Genomic DNA, 15,632 nt, shown 5'->3' on the forward strand with positions numbered 1-15,632 from the left:
AACGCATTGTTTGGAAGAACATATTATTGCGGTGATATAACTGAAAAAGCAATTGGCGAATCTGTAACGCTGAAAGGCTGGGTCCAAAAAAGACGAGACCTCGGCGGATTGATTTTTATTGACTTGCGTGACCGTACGGGCATTGTTCAAGTCGTTTTTAACCCTGATGTGTCAAAAGAAGCGCTTGCTATTGCGGAAGGCATCAGAAATGAATACGTGCTTGATATTCAAGGAAAAGTGGTGGCGCGTGAAGAGGGAACAGTTAATCCGAATTTGAAAACAGGCGCGATCGAAATACATGCTGATGGAGTGAACGTATTAAATGCTGCAAAGACACCTCCATTTGCGATTTCTGATCAAGCTGAAGAAGTGTCAGAGGACGTTCGTTTAAAACACCGTTACTTAGATTTGCGCAGACCGGCTATGTTCCAGACGATGCAGCTGCGCCATAACGTGACGAAAGCTGTTCGCAGCTTTTTAGATGAAAATGGGTTTCTTGATATTGAAACGCCGATTTTAACAGGAAGCACGCCTGAAGGCGCACGTGACTACTTGGTGCCGAGCCGTGTGCACGAAGGTGAGTTCTACGCGCTGCCGCAGTCTCCGCAGCTATTTAAACAGCTTCTGATGGTATCAGGCATTGAACGATATTATCAAATTGCCCGCTGTTTCCGCGATGAAGACTTGCGTGCGGACCGTCAGCCTGAGTTTACGCAAATTGATATTGAAATGTCCTTTATGAGCCAGGAAGACATTATGTCATTGGCTGAGGAGATGATGGCAAAGGTTATGCGTGAAACAAAAGGTGAGGAACTTCAGCTTCCTCTTCCTCGAATGACGTATGACGAAGCAATGAACAAGTATGGGTCTGATAAACCGGATACGCGTTTTGACATGCTTTTGACGGATGTGTCTGACATTGTAAAGGATACGGAATTTAAAGTGTTCTCATCAGCTGTAGCAAACGGCGGCGTGGTCAAAGCCATCAATGTAAAAGGCGGTGCCGGCGATTACTCCAGAAAAGACATCGACGCTCTTGGCGCTTTTGCTGCAAACTACGGGGCAAAAGGGCTTGCCTGGGTGAAGGTTGAGGCAGACGGAGTGAAAGGCCCGATCGCTAAATTCTTTGATGAAGAAAAGCAGTCTAAGCTGATTGAAGCACTTGATGCTGCTGAAGGTGATTTGCTGCTGTTCGGAGCGGATCAATTCGAAGTTGTGGCCGCATCACTCGGCGCCCTGCGCTTAAAGCTTGGGAAAGAACGCGGACTGATTGACGAAAAATTGTTCAATTTCTTATGGGTCATCGACTGGCCGCTATTAGAGCATGATCCGGAAGAAGGCCGTTTTTACGCAGCGCACCATCCGTTCACAATGCCTGTCCGGGAAGACCTTGAGCTGATTGAAACAGCGCCTGAAGACATGAAAGCACAAGCTTATGACCTCGTCTTAAACGGCTATGAGCTTGGCGGCGGTTCAATCCGTATTTTCGAAAAGGATATTCAGGAAAAAATGTTTGCGCTTCTCGGCTTCTCACCAGAAGAAGCGGCTGAACAGTTCGGATTCCTGCTGGAAGCATTTGAATACGGCGCTCCTCCGCACGGCGGAATCGCACTTGGCTTAGACCGTCTCGTTATGCTTCTCGCAGGACGTACGAACCTGAGAGATACGATTGCATTCCCGAAAACGGCAAGTGCAAGCTGCCTGATGACAGAGGCGCCTGGAGAAGTAAGTGACGCTCAGCTTGACGAGCTTCATCTTTCTATCAAGAAAAAAGTTAAGAACTGAATGTGCAGTTGGATTCTTGAAAATCAAAATCGTCTGTGATATGATTTTGACAAGTTAAATAAAGTCCTGATGTGTTAGTTGTACACCTAGTTTTGACCGAACATTTTTTTGATTTGGGAGCCCGCATTTTTAAATGGCGTACATGCCTCTTTTCATTCGGTAAAGAGGACTTACAAGATTTAAAAGAGGGCACCCACCTGCTGAGAGCGGGTTCAAAACAAAGGAAAGCTGCAACGGCACTATTGGGACTTTATTTTTTGTGCGCAGAAAAACGGCTGCTCATGGATCAGCCATTTTATAGATGAAACCAGAATACGAATGTGGAGTGAGGTTCTTGTTACACCAGTTTTCACGCAATGAATTAGCTATCGGAAAAGAAGGCCTTGAAACGCTGAAAAACAGCACAGTTGCTGTGCTTGGAGTCGGAGGAGTCGGGTCGTTCGCGGCGGAAGCTCTCGCGCGGTCAGGCGTCGGCCGCATTCTGCTTGTCGACAAAGATGATGTCGACATTACAAATGTAAACCGTCAGCTTCACGCGCTGCTTTCAACTGTCGGACAGCCGAAAGTTGATTTAATGAAGGCGCGGATCGCAGACATTAACCCGGAGTGTGAAGTAATCTCGTTAAAAATGTTCTATACGGAGGAAACGTATGAGCAGTTTTTTGACTATGATCTTGACTATGTCATTGATGCGTCAGACACCATTTGTTATAAAATTCATTTAATGAAGGAATGTCTGAAACGGGATATTCCGCTCATCTCCAGCATGGGTGCTGCAAATAAAACGGATCCGACACGCTTCCAAATCGCTGATATCTCAAAAACGCACACTGATCCAATTGCGAAGGTCGTCCGTACGAAATTACGCAAGGAGGGTATCAAAAAAGGCGTTCAAGTGATTTTCTCTGATGAAAGCCCGATTGTCATTCGGGAAGATGTCAGAAAAGAAGTGGGGAATGACGAAGCGAAAATCCGTAAAGCAAAAATGCCGCCTTCCTCTAATGCTTTTGTGCCGTCAGTTGCAGGTTTGATTATGGGCGGACATGTTGTCATGGATCTTTTGAAAGACATTGAAATCAAACGTGTGAAGGATAAATAATGCATAAAAACAGCCTTGATGATCAAGGCTGTTTTTGTTTTATTTTCTTTTCATTAATTTATCGTACACCTGCTTTAAGGCGGATTCGAATTTTCCTGTCTGTTTCGGCTTATAGTATTGCTTATTTTTCAGAGGATCAGGGAGGTATTGTTGTTCGACCCAACCGTTGTCGTAATTGTGCGGGTATTTATAGTCGATTCCTCTTCCTAATTCCTGAGCTCCTTTATAATGCGCGTCTTTTAAATGCTTCGGGACATCCCCAATTTTTCCGGCTCTGATATCTGCCAGGGCCTCATCGATTGCCAGAATGGCAGAGTTTGATTTCGGTGAGAGGCAAAGCTCAATAACTGCGTTGGCCAGCGGGATTCGCGCTTCAGGAAACCCGACTCGCTCAGCGGTCTGAATAGCGTTCAGCACTCTAGGACCGGCTTGCGGGCTTGCTAAACCGATATCTTCATAGGCGATAACAAGCAATCGTCTTGCGATGCTCTCCAGATCACCGGCTTCAATTAATCTAGCCAAATAGTGAAGAGCAGCGTTGGCATCAGAGCCGCGGATCGATTTTTGAAAAGCGGACAGTACATCATAATGCGCGTCACCATCTTTATCGTGAGAAAAGCTTTTTTTCTGCAAGCATTCTTCCGCGGTTTCTAATGTAATGTGAATTTCACCGTCTGCTGACTCCTTCGTTGACAACACGGCAAGCTCAAGCGCATTTAAAGCGGAGCGGACATCTCCTCCGCATCCGTGGGCAAAATGCTCCATCGCCTGATCATCAATGGATACAGAATAGGTGCCAAGGCCCCGATGCTCATCATGGAGCGCACGTTCCAGTGCCTGTTTAATCAGATCAGGTGTTAACGGTTCAAGCTCAAAAATCTGGGTCCGGCTTCTGATCGCCGGATTAATGGCATGATACGGGTTAGCCGTCGTTGCTCCGATCAAAATGATCATTCCGTTTTCTAAATAGGGTAATAGAAAATCCTGTTTTCCTTTATCCAGCCTGTGGACTTCATCCAGAATCAAAATCACTTGGCCGGACATCTTGGCTTCCTGAGCTACGATTTCCATATCTTTTTTATTGTTAATGACAGCATTCAGCTTTCGAAAAGCAATACTTGTTGAACCGGCGATTGCTGTTGCGATTGATGTTTTTCCAATTCCGGGCGGCCCGTACAAAATCATGGATGACAAATGTTTTGCCTGGACCATTCTGCCAATAATTTTATCTTCAGCCACCAGATGCTGCTGGCCGATAATATCCTCTATTTTTGTCGGACGCATCCGATATGCCAATGGCTTCATCTATCATCTCTCCTTACTTAATTACAGGGTAACGGAAAACCGTACATTAGAAAAGGGTAAAGGCCCCTTTCCTTCTGCCTCAATGAAAATTCGCTGAAGGTATGTTATAATAACAGTTGGTCTATAAGATAATAAACGGACGAAACATATAGAAATTACCATTATAAATGTGGAAAATCATGAAATAACAGAGGTGTTCATGTTGAAAATATCAACTAAGGGAAGATACGGGCTCACCATTATGATCGAGCTTGCAAAAAAGCACGGTGAAGGCCCGACTTCATTAAAAAGCATCGCACAGACGAATAATTTGTCCGAGCATTATTTGGAGCAGCTGGTATCGCCGCTCAGAAATGCCGGTTTAGTGAAAAGCATCAGAGGCGCATATGGCGGATATGTATTAGGCAGTGAGCCGGATGCCATTACTGCGGGAGATATTATCCGTGTGCTTGAGGGGCCGATCAGCCCTGTTGAAGTGCTGGAAGATGAGGAGCCTGCCAAGCGTGAGCTCTGGATTCGCATCCGGGATGCTGTAAAAGAGGTTTTAGACAGTACAACATTAGAGGATCTTGCCAGCTATACAGACGGAGAGCAAGAAGCTTATATGTTCTATATTTAGATCAGAGGTGTAAACATAATGGAACGGATTTATTTAGATCATGCCGCAACGTCTCCGATGGATGAGCGCGTGCTGGAAAAAATGATACCGCACTTCTCCGGCAGTTTCGGTAATCCCTCCAGTATTCATTCATTTGGCAGAGAATCTCGAAAATGGGTGGATGAAGCAAGAGCGCAGATCGCAGCAGAAATCGGAGCGGCAGAGCAGGAGATCATTTTTACAAGCGGGGGAACGGAAGCTGATAACTTGGCGATCATGGGAACCGCACTTGCAAGAAAAGATCTTGGCAGACATATCATCACAACAAAAATTGAGCATCACGCCGTGCTTCACACATGTGAAAAACTTGAGGAAGACGGATTTGACATAACGTATCTGGACGTTGACCAAAATGGAAGAGTCAGTGCAAAACAGGTGAAAGAAGCACTGCGTGATGATACAATCCTTGTGACAGTGATGTATGGAAATAATGAAGTTGGAACAGTGCAGCCGATCGAAGAAATCGGTGAGCTGTTAAAGGAACACAAAGCTTATTTTCATACCGATGCTGTTCAGGCATTCGGGTTGCTGCCAATTGATGTGAAAAACAGCCATATTGACCTTCTGTCTGTTTCCGGGCACAAGCTCAACGGGCCAAAAGGGACAGGCTTTTTATATGCTAGTAAAGATGTGAAGCTTTCACCGCTTTTATTCGGAGGAGAGCAAGAAAGAAAACGCCGTGCCGGAACGGAAAATGTTCCAGGCATTGTCGGGCTGAAAGAAGCGATCAAGCTGTCAAGTGAAGAACGTGACGAAAAAAACGAGAAGTATCAATCGTTTAAAGCAATCTTTGCCGACACGCTTAGAGATGCAGGTGTGGCATTCGAGGTCAACGGGGACAAAGAGCATAGTCTGCCGCATGTTCTGAATCTTTATTTCCCCGGTGTGTCAGTGGAAGCGCTGCTGGTTAATCTTGATATGGCTGGTGTCGCTGTCTCCAGCGGTTCAGCGTGCACGGCCGGTTCAGTCCTGCCGTCACATGTTCTGACTGCTATGTTCGGCGAAGAGAGTGACCGGCTGACGTCCTCTATTCGAATCAGCTTCGGCCTCGGCAATACGGCTGAGCAAGTGAAAACTGCTGCCAAACATGTGGCCGACGTTGTCAAACGGCTGACACAATAAGGCGGCGTAGTAATTGGAGTGAATGAAATGGAAAAACGGCCGGAGGATACAAGAGTCGTTGTCGGCATGTCCGGCGGAGTAGACTCATCTGTGGCGGCCCTGCTGTTAAAAGAACAGGGCTATGATGTAATCGGAATCTTTATGAAAAACTGGGATGATACGGACGAAAACGGTTTTTGCACGGCGACAGAGGATTATGAAGATGTGATCCGCGTCTGCAACCAAATCGGAATTCCGTATTATGCCGTAAACTTTGAAAAGCAATATTATGAGAAGGTATTTCAATACTTCCTTGATGAATATAAAGCAGGCAGAACACCAAACCCGGATGTATTGTGCAACAAAGAAATTAAATTCAAAGCCTTTTTGGAGCATGCATTGTCACTTGGCGCCGACTATTTAGCGACTGGCCACTATGCAAGAGTAGACAGAAGCGGCGGAAAAGTCAGAATGCTGCGCGGCATTGATGAAAACAAGGATCAAACGTACTTCCTGAATCAGCTGACAGAAGATACGCTGAGCAAAGTCATGTTCCCGATCGGCGAACTTCAAAAAAGCCGTGTGCGTGAAATCGCCAAAGAAGCAGAACTTGCAACGGCGACGAAAAAAGACAGTACAGGCATCTGCTTTATCGGCGAACGCAACTTCAAAACGTTTCTCAGCCAATATCTCCCTGCACAGCCGGGCGATATGATGACGATGGACGGCGAAGTAAAAGGCCGCCACGACGGGTTGATGTACTATACGATCGGACAGCGTCACGGCCTTGGCATCGGCGGAAGCGGCGAGCCGTGGTTTGCGGTAGGCAAAGATCTTGAAAAGAACATCCTCTACGTGGATCAAGGGTTCCATAACCCGCTTTTATATTCTGACAAAATCACAGCAACAAATATCAGCTGGGTACGTTCGGATATCATGAAGGGCGAAGAGATTTCCTGCACGGCTAAATTCCGTTACCGCCAAGAAGATCATAAAGTAACGGTGCGCATGACTGGCGAGGGTGAAGCGGAAGTCATCTTTGATGAACAAGTCCGCGCTGTAACGCCGGGACAAGCCGTTGTCTTCTATGACGGCGAAGAATGCCTTGGCGGCGGGACAATTGATGATGTGTACAAAGACGGAACAAAATTGTGGTACGTATAAAAGATGAAAAACCTCAACACTGAGTTGGGGTTTTTTAATGAAAGGAAGATGATCGGTGGATTATAATCAACTCGGTATAGAGGCGATGCAGGAAGGCGATTACGAGAAAGCGGCAGAGGCATTTACAAAAGCGATTGAAGAAAATAAAGAAGACGCGATTCCGTATATCAATTTTGCCAACCTTCTTTCATCCGTAAACGAGCTGGAACGTGCGCTTGCGTTTTATGATAAAGCGCTTGAATTAGACAGTAGCGCAGCCACTGCTTATTATGGAGCAGGAAATGTCTATGTTGTAAAAGAAATGTACAAAGAAGCCAAAGACATGTTTGAAAAAGCGCTTCGTGCGGGGATGGAAAACGGCGACCTGTTTTACATGCTCGGAACGGTGCTTGTCAAGCTCGAACAGCCTAAGCTTGCACTGCCATATTTACAAAGAGCAGTCGAACTGAATGAAAACGATACGGAAGCGCGCTTTCAATTCGGGATGTGCTTAGCCAACGAGGGCATGCTGGACGAAGCGCTCAGCCAATTCTCAGCTGTGACAGAGCAAGACCCGGGGCATGCAGATGCATTTTATAATGCCGGTGTCGCTTATGCTTATAAAGAAAACCGAGAAAAAGCGCTGGAAATGCTGGACAAGGCAATCGATATCCAGCCAGATCATATGCTTGCGCTTCATGCTAAAAAACTGATTGATCCATCATAACAGGCACAGGAGGAGGGACAGCTCGTGCAGCAGCATCCGGATCAGCTTAAACTGGAGGAAGAGCCCTATTTAAAAGGGACAGTCAACACAGTCATCTATCATAATGACACCAATTTATATACGGTTCTGAAAGTGAAAGTCACAGAGACCTCCGAAGCCATTGAAGATAAAGCCGTATCCGTGACGGGCTACTTCCCTGCGCTTCAAGAAGAAGAGACCTACACGTTTTACGGAAAGATCGTAACTCATCCAAAATTCGGGCTCCAATTTCAGGCGGAGCATTTCAAAAAGGAGATTCCAACGACTAAGGAAGGCATCATTCAATATTTATCGAGTGATTTATTCGAGGGGATCGGCAAAAAAACAGCTGAAGAAATTGTGAAAAAGCTGGGCGACAGCGCCATTAATAAAATATTGGCTGACGCTTCAGTGCTTTATGATGTTCCCAGACTCTCAAAAAAGAAAGCCGACACGCTGGCTGGCGCATTGCAGCGGCATCAGGGACTGGAGCAAATCATGATTTCCTTGAATCAGTTTGGTTTTGGCCCGCAGCTGTCTATGAAAATCTATCAAGCCTATGAATCTGAGACGCTTGAAAAGATTCAGGAAAATCCTTATCAGCTTGTGAAGGATGTAGAAGGCATCGGGTTTGGGAAAGCGGATGAGCTGGGCAGCAGAATGGGTCTTTCGGGTAACCATCCTGAGCGGGTAAAAGCTGCTATTTTGTACACGCTTGAAACGACTTGTCTGTCAGAGGGGCACACGTACATAGAAACGGAACAGCTGATCATTGACACCCAATCTCTGTTAAACCAGTCAGCAAGGGAAGGGCAGCGCATCACAGAAATGGATGCCGCTAACGCGATTATTGCCCTTGGAGAAAATAAAGACATTGTCATAGAAGATGGCCGCTGTTATTTTCCTTCGCTGTTTTACGCAGAACAAAACGTTGCAAAGCGTGTGAAACATATCGCTAGCCAAACCGAATATGAGAACCAGTTTCCCGAATCAGAGTTTTTGCTCGCGTTGGGAGAACTGGAAGAACGGATGAACGTTCAGTATGCCCCCAGCCAGAAGGAAGCGATTCAAAAAGCCCTTTCCTCGCCGATGCTTCTTTTAACAGGCGGTCCGGGAACAGGGAAAACGACGGTAATCAGAGGGATTGTCGAGCTCTACGGAGAGCTTCACGGTGTGTCACTAGATCCGTCAGCTTATAAAAAGGATGAAGCTTTTCCGATTGTTTTGGCCGCTCCGACAGGGAGAGCAGCAAAACGGATGAGTGAATCAACGGGACTTCCTGCAGTTACGATACACAGGCTGCTTGGCTGGAACGGTGCTGAAGGCTTTACTCATACAGAGGATCAGCCGATCGAAGGGAAGCTGTTAATTATCGATGAAGCCAGTATGCTTGATATATGGCTGGCGAATCATTTGTTCAAGGCGATCCCTGATCATATACAAATCATCATTGTCGGAGACGAAGACCAGCTGCCTTCCGTCGGTCCGGGACAAGTGCTCAGAGACCTGCTGGCATCCCAGGTGATTCCGACTGTGAGACTGACAGACATCTATCGCCAGGCAGAAGGGTCATCAATCGTCGAGCTTGCCCACCAGATGAAAAATGGATTGCTGCCGAACAATTTGACTGCCCCGACAAAGGACCGTTCCTTTATTCGCTGCGGCGGGTCGCAAATCAAAGAAGTAGTTGAGAAGGTTGTCGCCAATGCATTGAAAAAAGGCTATACAGCAAAGGACATTCAGGTCCTCGCTCCGATGTACAGAGGAAAAGCCGGCATTAATGAATTGAATGTGATGCTGCAGGACATTTTAAATCCTCCTAAAGAAAAACGGAGAGAATTGAAGTTCGGGGATGTTGTCTACAGAACCGGAGATAAAATTTTGCAGCTTGTCAATCAGCCGGAAAACAATGTGTTCAACGGAGATATTGGCGAAATCACGTCGATATTTTATGCAAAGGAAAATACAGAAAAAGAAGACATGGCCGTCGTTTCTTTTGACGGCAATGAAATGACATTTACGAAAAAAGATTTTAATCAATTTACCCATGCGTATTGCTGTTCTATTCATAAATCGCAGGGAAGTGAATTTCCGATTGTGGTTTTGCCTGTTGTGAAAGGCTATTATAGAATGCTCAGAAGAAACCTTCTTTATACCGCGATTACAAGAGCGAAGAAATTTCTCATTTTATGCGGGGAAGAGGAGGCGCTGGAGTGGGGCGTGAAAAATAATGATGCAACTGTCAGACAGACCTCCTTAAAAAACAGGCTGTCCGTACAGGTTGAGGAAATGGATGCCGAGCTTGAGGCTCTCCAAAAAGAGCTCCCGTTCAGCGTACACGACGCCAACATTGGCATGGAAGGCATTACACCATTCGATTTTATGAAAGAAGAACAGCAATAAAATGCTCCCGTGCAAGCGGGAGTTTTTTTCATTTGCAGTGGAATTGATTTCATCGTATGAGTCTAAGGCGCAAAGCAAAACCTAAGCCTGTTCAACAAAAGGTGGTTGATCACACTTTGAGAACATGCCATGAAGTAGAAGGATTCCCAGTATACTCAGAACGAACTTCTTGTTATCTCGGGGCAATTTCCGATATTTGTTTTTCTCTGAAAGGAGATTGTCTTGGGTTTATTCTTGCACAAAAACGCTTTTTGCATCATCATCATGCGCTATTACGGGCGTGTGATATCTCTTCCATTCTTGATGACCGCATATTGGCTTCGGTCAGTTCAGAACAGCTTTTGCCTCTTCCGAAATCATGCTTCACATACGAGCAGATGAAGATGAAGCTTGTGAAATCGCAAGAGGGCGATATATTGGGGATGCTGGAAGATGTATACTTTTGTTTGGACAGGGGCATAATCGTAGCATATGAACTCTCGGACGGTTTCTTTTCTGACCTTGCGGGAAGCAAGCGCCAGATCCAAAGAGCGGATTCGCTTGTCGAGGTGCGGAAAGACGAGATCGTTCTGAACGGATAGAGGTGTGAGGTATGCTTATATGCCCGAATTGCAAAAGTAAGGATATCGGCAAAATCGGCGTGAACCAATATTATTGCTGGGGCTGTTTTATTGAACTGACAGTGGCGAAAGGGAAGATTGCAACTCATCAGGTGGAAGAAGACGGAACGTTAAGCAGCTTGGATGATTTGTTTTCTGAGGATGAACGCAGCATCAATTTTTAATCATGAAAGGAGATGCGCAGGATGAATCGGACGATGACTTCTCTTTTGGCAATGGGAGCCGGAGCTCTCGTGTACCGAATGGCGACTCAATCTGACATGCTGAATAATCGAAGCATGAAGCGGATGAGAAGAAGAATTACGAAAATGTTTTAATGCAAAAAGGATACTCTCCAAAGAGTATCCTTTTCTATGTTTGCCGGACCTCGAGGCGTCTTGCTGCGAGTGAAAGGCTGTAGTTGACTGCGAAATACATAAGGGCCGCAAGTAAAAAGATCGGGAAAAAATAACTGCCGTCAGCGCTTTGGCCGTTAATAATTTGCGCGTTGTGAATCAGTTCAGGCAGGGCGATCACAACAGCGAGCGATGTATCTTTTAATAAAGAAATAAACTGGCTTACGATGGGCGGAACCATGCGGCGAAGCGCTTGCGGCATAACGATAAAGAACAGGGTCTGTGTATAGCTCAGCCCGGAGGAGCGCGCCGCTTCAATTTGTCCTTTGTCAATTGATTTCAGTCCGCTTCGGATAATTTCAGATAGCATAGCGGATTCAAAAATCGTTAGTGCTGTAATTGCAGCAGCTGTAATTTCAAGCTTAATCCCAATTTCCGGAAGGGCAAAAAACGTAAAGAAAATAATTAACAGCAAGGGGAGGTTTCTGATCGTTTCAACGAGAACTGCAATCAATTGAGAAAGAACGGGAACTTTCGCATAACGCAGGGTGCCTGCGATTAAACCGAAGAAAAAGCTCAGAATGATGGAGATGAAAGCAACGTACAAGGTGACGAGAAAGCCATCCCATAAAAACGCTAAATGCTCCTGTGAATAAGCACCGATGAAATCCAATGTAACTCACTCCTTATCAATAGCTTTTTTCCAGCCGTTTTTCCAGATAGTTAACACCGATGCTAAGCGGAATCGTCAGCACTAAGTAAAAAAGCGCCACAAAAATATAAACATCAAATACAACGAGTGTGCTCGACGAAACTAAATCGGCTTGGTACATAAGATCCAATCCGGCCACAACCCCAAGAATCGAAGAGTTTTTGACTAAGTTTAAAAATTGATTGCCTAAAGGCGGAATGACGATTTTGATTGCCTGCGGCAAAATGATATGGAGCATGGCTTGGCTGTAGGTAAAGCCTGACGAGCGTGCCGCTTCCATCTGCCCTTTTGAAACAGACTGGATGCCTGCTCTGATGGCTTCAGCGATAAACGCAGAGGTATAAATGGTGAGAGCAACCGTTCCCGCTTGAAAACCGTCAAGCCTCAGGCCTGCGTTTGGAAGTCCGAAATAGAAAACAAAGGTAATTAAAAGAAGAGGGATGTTGCGGATGAATTCTACATATGCGGTCCCGAACCATTGCAGCGGCTTAAAGACTGTTATTCTCATAACCGCTACAGCAACGCCGAGGACAAAACTGCCGGCCAGCGCGATAACACTTGCGAGCAAGGTATGGTAAAAACCGTCCATATACATGCCGAAGTTATCGAAAAGAATTGACACATTCATCTGCCTATTCACTCCTTATCAAATTGGGATGAGCATCGCCTGCTCATCCCGGGATGGTTGTTATTCAGCTGGGTCTTCTTTGATCCATTTTTTATAAATTTCATCGTATCTGCCATCCGACTTCATCTTTTTAAGTGAAGCGTTGATTTCTTTCGCGAGAGCAGATTGCCCTTTTTTCACGGCGATCCCGTAAGGCTCATCTGTAAAAGGCTTTCCTGTTAATTGATAATTTTTATTTTCATCAGCCATTCCATATAAAATCGCATTATCTGTGGTGAGGGCATCGCCTTGCCCCGATTTAAGGGCTGTAAAGGCTTCTGCGTAGTTTTCAAATTCTAAAACAGATGCTTCAGGCGCCTTTTCACGAATGTTTTGAGAGGAGGTGGAGCCTTTTACTGCAAGAACTTTTGAGCCTTTGCCAAGATTCTCGACACTCTTGATTTTGCTGCCTTTTTTCACGAGAAGCGATTGCCCGGCCTCGAAATAGACATCAGAAAAGTCAACTTCCTTTTTTCGTTCTTCAGTGATCGTCATTGTGGCGACAATGGCGTCGATATCCCCGTTTTGCAGCATAGGAATCCTTGTTTTTGAGGTGACCTCTTTAAATTGAGCTTTTTTCTCATCACCTAAAATGTCTTTAGCGATTTGTTTAGCAATATCAATATCAAAACCCTCAATCTCACCTGAGCTTGGATTTTTAAGACCGAACAGTCGAGTGTCCGTTTTTACACCGAAGACAATTTTGTCATTGTCTTTAATGGCTGCTAGCGTATCTTTTTTGCTCTCCTTTGAGGCTTCTCCGTTTGATCCCTTGCTGCCGCAAGCGGCAAGCAAGATGACAGCGAATAAAGAAATCAATGCTAAAGAAAAAATCTTTTTCATACAAGCTCCCCCATTTCTGTTTTAATGATTTAAAATACGGCTTAAGAATAAGCGGGCCCGTTCTTCCTTCGGGTTCGCGTAAAATTCAGCCGGCACTGCTTCTTCTAAAATTTTTCCTTCGTCAATGAAGACAATCCGGTCGGCAACTTCTTTGGCAAACCCCATTTCGTGTGTCACGACAACCATTGTCATGCCTTCTTTGGCGAGTGTTTTCATGACATCTAGCACCTCACCGATCATTTCAGGATCAAGTGCTGATGTCGGCTCGTCAAACAGCATGACCTCCGGCTTCATCGCCAGTCCTCTTGCGATGGCAACACGCTGCTGCTGCCCGCCGGAAAGCTGGGAAGGATAGGCGTCAGCCTTGTCTGGGATGCCGACTTTTTCAAGATAGTACCGCGCCGTTTCCTTTGCTTGTTCAGGTGATTGTCTAAGCACTTTTACCGGAGCCAGCATGATGTTCTGCAGCACTGTTTTATGCGGATATAAATGAAAGTGCTGAAACACCATCCCGATATTTTGCCGCACTTGATTGATATCAGTTTTTCTGTCGTTAATGGCGGTGCCGTTTACTGTGAGCACTCCCTCATTGATCGTCTCAAGTCTGTTGATGCATCTGAGCAATGTGCTTTTACCGGAACCGGATGGGCCGATGATAACAACGACTTCGCCTTTTTCGATTTGAAGATTAATTTGTTTTAACACGTGAAAATCTCCGTAATGCTTGTTTACATTTTGAAATGTGATCATCGCAATCCTCCTATCAGAAATTTGACCAAAAAGTAAATGATCAAACTTTTCTGAAAATTAAATGTGAAAAAATGTCCATGACTTCTGACTGACTAAAGAAACATAAAGAATAATTCCGTGTAAACCTCAAAAGATATAGGTGAGGTGAAAGCAGATGCTCCAAAAACCGGTGCAGCTTTTGTTGTGGGTGGCTATTTGTTTGCTGGTTCTGTTAACAGTCTATGTCTTTTTTATGCTTGATATGTTATGGTCACCCTTTTGGCTCGTCATAAAAACGATCTTTATTCCCTTGATCATTTCTATTTTTATATCTTATTTATTGCTTCCGGTCACTGAATGGCTGCATGGCAAAGGATTGCCTAGGACTTTGAGCATCTTGGTCATTTATGTTCTTTTTTTTGGCGGGATTGGCTGGGCGTTGTATAAAGGGGTGCCTGTTTTAATCGTGCAGCTGACGGATTTGTCAGAAAATATACCCATGTTTGCCGAAACGTATAACGGGCTTCTTCTTCATGTGCATAACCATACGGATGACTGGCCTGATGGTATGCATCACCGTATAGATAAAATGATCCGCCAGACGGAGGCGTTTTTTGCGGGAACGATCGAGGGTGCGATCAGCGGGATCCGCAATGTGCTTGATTACTTCTTAATTGCTGCAACAATCCCTTTTCTCGTGTTTTATATGGTGAAGGACATTGAGTTAATGAAAAAGACAGTATGGTACTTGACTCCGAAGTCGTGGAGAAAGCGGGGCAGCGCCTTTTTGCGGGATGTGGATGATTCGCTTGGCGATTATATCCGCGGCCAGCTTTTGGTCTGCTTGATTCTTGGCGTGATTGCAGGCATTTCGTTCTGGGTATTTGGGCTTCCATATCCGCTGATACTTGGCCTTATCTCTGGAGTAACGAATGTCATCCCGTATTTTGGCCCTTTCATCGGAGCTGTTCCTGCGTTGTTAATTGCGATGACGATCTCAGTCAAGGCGGTTCTTGTTGTGGTGATTACGGTGTTTATTCTGCAGTTTATGGAAGGAAATATCCTCAGTCCGTTCATTGTCGGCAGAAGCCTTAAAATGCATCCGGTCGTTATCATGCTTGCACTCCTTGCCGGAGGGGAGCTTGCGGGAATCGTCGGGATGATTCTGGCTGTTCCTGCGACGGCTGTTTTAAAAGTAATGGTGATCCATTTTTTGCGGATGAGGACGGAGCATTGACATCGGCGTGCCGCTTGTCTATAATTTCTCGTAGAATACATACGAATCTCGAGTGACGGATCTGAGTACGCCGAAGCCCTGTTAAAGAGAGAAGCTCCATAAGCTGAAAGGAGCTTTATCAGAAGATCGGAGGAAGCTAATCCTGAGTGCAGTTAATCACTGCCGCTTATCCTGCGTTACAGGGTTAAAGGTGACGGGCGAATAATGCCCGTAATCAGGGTGGTACCGCGAGACAGCTCTCGTCCCTGTG

General features: G+C 45.5%; 16 protein-coding genes and 1 other RNA gene. 12 read left to right on the plus strand and 5 right to left on the minus strand.

The features are described from left to right. The first annotated feature begins 6 nt into the window (after nucleotides 1-6). The 3 genes from aspS to BGM23_RS08175 all read left to right on the plus strand — a co-directional run bounded on the left by aspS (nucleotide 7) and on the right by BGM23_RS08175 (nucleotide 2,884). Nucleotides 7-1,785 (plus strand): aspartate--tRNA ligase, encoded by a 1,779-nt coding sequence (gene aspS / locus BGM23_RS08165; RefSeq protein ID WP_003229758.1) that lies wholly within the window; start codon nucleotides 7-9, stop codon nucleotides 1,783-1,785. Between the two features lie 60 nt (nucleotides 1,786-1,845). Further along, nucleotides 1,846-2,038: non-coding RNA, 6S RNA (gene ssrS / locus BGM23_RS08170), on the plus strand. An 81-nt stretch (nucleotides 2,039-2,119) separates the two neighbouring features. Then, the gene (locus tag BGM23_RS08175; RefSeq protein ID WP_014480428.1) at nucleotides 2,120-2,884 is read left to right on the plus strand and encodes a tRNA threonylcarbamoyladenosine dehydratase; all 765 of its coding nucleotides are present in this window, start codon (nucleotides 2,120-2,122) and stop codon (nucleotides 2,882-2,884) included. Nucleotides 2,885-2,923: 39 nt separating this feature from the next. On the opposite strand, the gene BGM23_RS08180 is transcribed toward BGM23_RS08175, so the two are convergent. Next, on the minus strand, nucleotides 2,924-4,189 hold the full coding sequence (locus BGM23_RS08180) for a replication-associated recombination protein A (RefSeq protein ID WP_015714437.1): 1,266 nt from the start codon (nucleotides 4,187-4,189) through the stop codon (nucleotides 2,924-2,926). 202 nt (nucleotides 4,190-4,391) lie between these two features. On the opposite strand from BGM23_RS08180, the gene cymR reads away from it, so the two are divergent. From cymR to BGM23_RS08220, 8 genes are all read left to right on the plus strand, one after another. After that, complete coding sequence (cymR, locus tag BGM23_RS08185; RefSeq protein ID WP_003225879.1) at nucleotides 4,392-4,808, plus strand: cysteine metabolism transcriptional regulator CymR; 417 nt, start codon at nucleotides 4,392-4,394, stop codon at nucleotides 4,806-4,808. An 18-nt stretch (nucleotides 4,809-4,826) separates the two neighbouring features. Beyond that, a complete protein-coding gene (locus BGM23_RS08190; RefSeq protein ID WP_003229769.1) occupies nucleotides 4,827-5,969 on the plus strand; it encodes a cysteine desulfurase family protein in 1,143 nt (380 codons plus the stop codon). Between the two features lie 27 nt (nucleotides 5,970-5,996). Next, nucleotides 5,997-7,112 (plus strand): tRNA 2-thiouridine(34) synthase MnmA, encoded by a 1,116-nt coding sequence (gene mnmA / locus BGM23_RS08195; protein WP_004398509.1) that lies wholly within the window; start codon nucleotides 5,997-5,999, stop codon nucleotides 7,110-7,112. A gap of 85 nt (nucleotides 7,113-7,197) precedes the next feature. Then, nucleotides 7,198-7,818: a tetratricopeptide repeat protein gene (locus BGM23_RS08200; protein ID WP_211197310.1), complete on the plus strand. Its 621-nt coding sequence runs from the start codon at nucleotides 7,198-7,200 to the stop codon at nucleotides 7,816-7,818. Between the two features lie 24 nt (nucleotides 7,819-7,842). Then, nucleotides 7,843-10,239: an SF1B family DNA helicase RecD2 gene (recD2, locus tag BGM23_RS08205; protein WP_014477509.1), complete on the plus strand. Its 2,397-nt coding sequence runs from the start codon at nucleotides 7,843-7,845 to the stop codon at nucleotides 10,237-10,239. A gap of 56 nt (nucleotides 10,240-10,295) precedes the next feature. Next, a complete protein-coding gene (locus tag BGM23_RS08210; RefSeq protein ID WP_072692710.1) occupies nucleotides 10,296-10,820 on the plus strand; it encodes a PRC-barrel domain-containing protein in 525 nt (174 codons plus the stop codon). 11 nt (nucleotides 10,821-10,831) lie between these two features. Continuing rightward, entirely contained in the window at nucleotides 10,832-11,023 is a 192-nt protein-coding gene (locus tag BGM23_RS08215; RefSeq protein ID WP_003225893.1) for a hypothetical protein, read from the plus strand. Nucleotides 11,024-11,044: 21 nt separating this feature from the next. Then, complete coding sequence (locus BGM23_RS08220; protein ID WP_003229780.1) at nucleotides 11,045-11,176, plus strand: YrzQ family protein; 132 nt, start codon at nucleotides 11,045-11,047, stop codon at nucleotides 11,174-11,176. Between the two features lie 34 nt (nucleotides 11,177-11,210). Here BGM23_RS08220 and BGM23_RS08225 read toward each other — a convergent pair whose 3' ends face one another. The 4 genes from BGM23_RS08225 to BGM23_RS08240 are packed head-to-tail and all read right to left on the minus strand — an operon-like array spanning nucleotide 11,211 to nucleotide 14,166. Further along, entirely contained in the window at nucleotides 11,211-11,867 is a 657-nt protein-coding gene (locus tag BGM23_RS08225; RefSeq protein WP_003229784.1) for an amino acid ABC transporter permease, read from the minus strand. A gap of 16 nt (nucleotides 11,868-11,883) precedes the next feature. After that, complete coding sequence (locus BGM23_RS08230) at nucleotides 11,884-12,534, minus strand: amino acid ABC transporter permease (RefSeq protein ID WP_029727139.1); 651 nt, start codon at nucleotides 12,532-12,534, stop codon at nucleotides 11,884-11,886. A 60-nt stretch (nucleotides 12,535-12,594) separates the two neighbouring features. Continuing rightward, nucleotides 12,595-13,416, minus strand: a complete 822-nt coding sequence (gene glnH / locus BGM23_RS08235; RefSeq protein WP_003245954.1) for a glutamine ABC transporter substrate-binding protein GlnH — start codon at nucleotides 13,414-13,416, stop codon at nucleotides 12,595-12,597. Between the two features lie 21 nt (nucleotides 13,417-13,437). Then, the gene (locus BGM23_RS08240; protein ID WP_017696070.1) at nucleotides 13,438-14,166 is read right to left on the minus strand and encodes an amino acid ABC transporter ATP-binding protein; all 729 of its coding nucleotides are present in this window, start codon (nucleotides 14,164-14,166) and stop codon (nucleotides 13,438-13,440) included. Between the two features lie 154 nt (nucleotides 14,167-14,320). On the opposite strand from BGM23_RS08240, the gene BGM23_RS08245 reads away from it, so the two are divergent. Next, nucleotides 14,321-15,382 (plus strand): AI-2E family transporter, encoded by a 1,062-nt coding sequence (locus BGM23_RS08245; protein WP_029727140.1) that lies wholly within the window; start codon nucleotides 14,321-14,323, stop codon nucleotides 15,380-15,382. The last annotated feature ends 250 nt before the right edge of the window (nucleotides 15,383-15,632 follow it).

Origin of the sequence: Bacillus sp. FJAT-14266 (genome assembly GCF_001719225.1) — a bacterium.
GTDB classification, from domain to species: domain Bacteria; phylum Bacillota; class Bacilli; order Bacillales; family Bacillaceae; genus Bacillus; species Bacillus subtilis.

What these genes read in the sequence shown, in the direction of transcription:
- BGM23_RS08200 (WP_211197310.1), top strand. Translation starts at nt 7,198, where the DNA reads ATGCAGGAAGGCGATTACGAGAAAGCGGCAGAGGCATTTACAAAAGCG.
- BGM23_RS08190 (WP_003229769.1), top strand. Translation starts at nt 4,827, where the DNA reads ATGGAACGGATTTATTTAGATCATGCCGCAACGTCTCCGATGGATGAG.
- mnmA (WP_004398509.1), top strand. Translation starts at nt 5,997, where the DNA reads ATGGAAAAACGGCCGGAGGATACAAGAGTCGTTGTCGGCATGTCCGGC.
- glnH (WP_003245954.1), bottom strand. Translation starts at nt 13,416, where the DNA reads ATGAAAAAGATTTTTTCTTTAGCATTGATTTCTTTATTCGCTGTCATC.
- BGM23_RS08245 (WP_029727140.1), top strand. Translation starts at nt 14,321, where the DNA reads ATGCTCCAAAAACCGGTGCAGCTTTTGTTGTGGGTGGCTATTTGTTTG.
- BGM23_RS08215 (WP_003225893.1), top strand. Translation starts at nt 10,832, where the DNA reads ATGCTTATATGCCCGAATTGCAAAAGTAAGGATATCGGCAAAATCGGC.
- BGM23_RS08240 (WP_017696070.1), bottom strand. Translation starts at nt 14,166, where the DNA reads ATGATCACATTTCAAAATGTAAACAAGCATTACGGAGATTTTCACGTG.
- BGM23_RS08210 (WP_072692710.1), top strand. Translation starts at nt 10,296, where the DNA reads ATGAGTCTAAGGCGCAAAGCAAAACCTAAGCCTGTTCAACAAAAGGTG.
- BGM23_RS08180 (WP_015714437.1), bottom strand. Translation starts at nt 4,189, where the DNA reads ATGAAGCCATTGGCATATCGGATGCGTCCGACAAAAATAGAGGATATT.
- BGM23_RS08230 (WP_029727139.1), bottom strand. Translation starts at nt 12,534, where the DNA reads ATGAATGTGTCAATTCTTTTCGATAACTTCGGCATGTATATGGACGGT.
- BGM23_RS08220 (WP_003229780.1), top strand. Translation starts at nt 11,045, where the DNA reads ATGAATCGGACGATGACTTCTCTTTTGGCAATGGGAGCCGGAGCTCTC.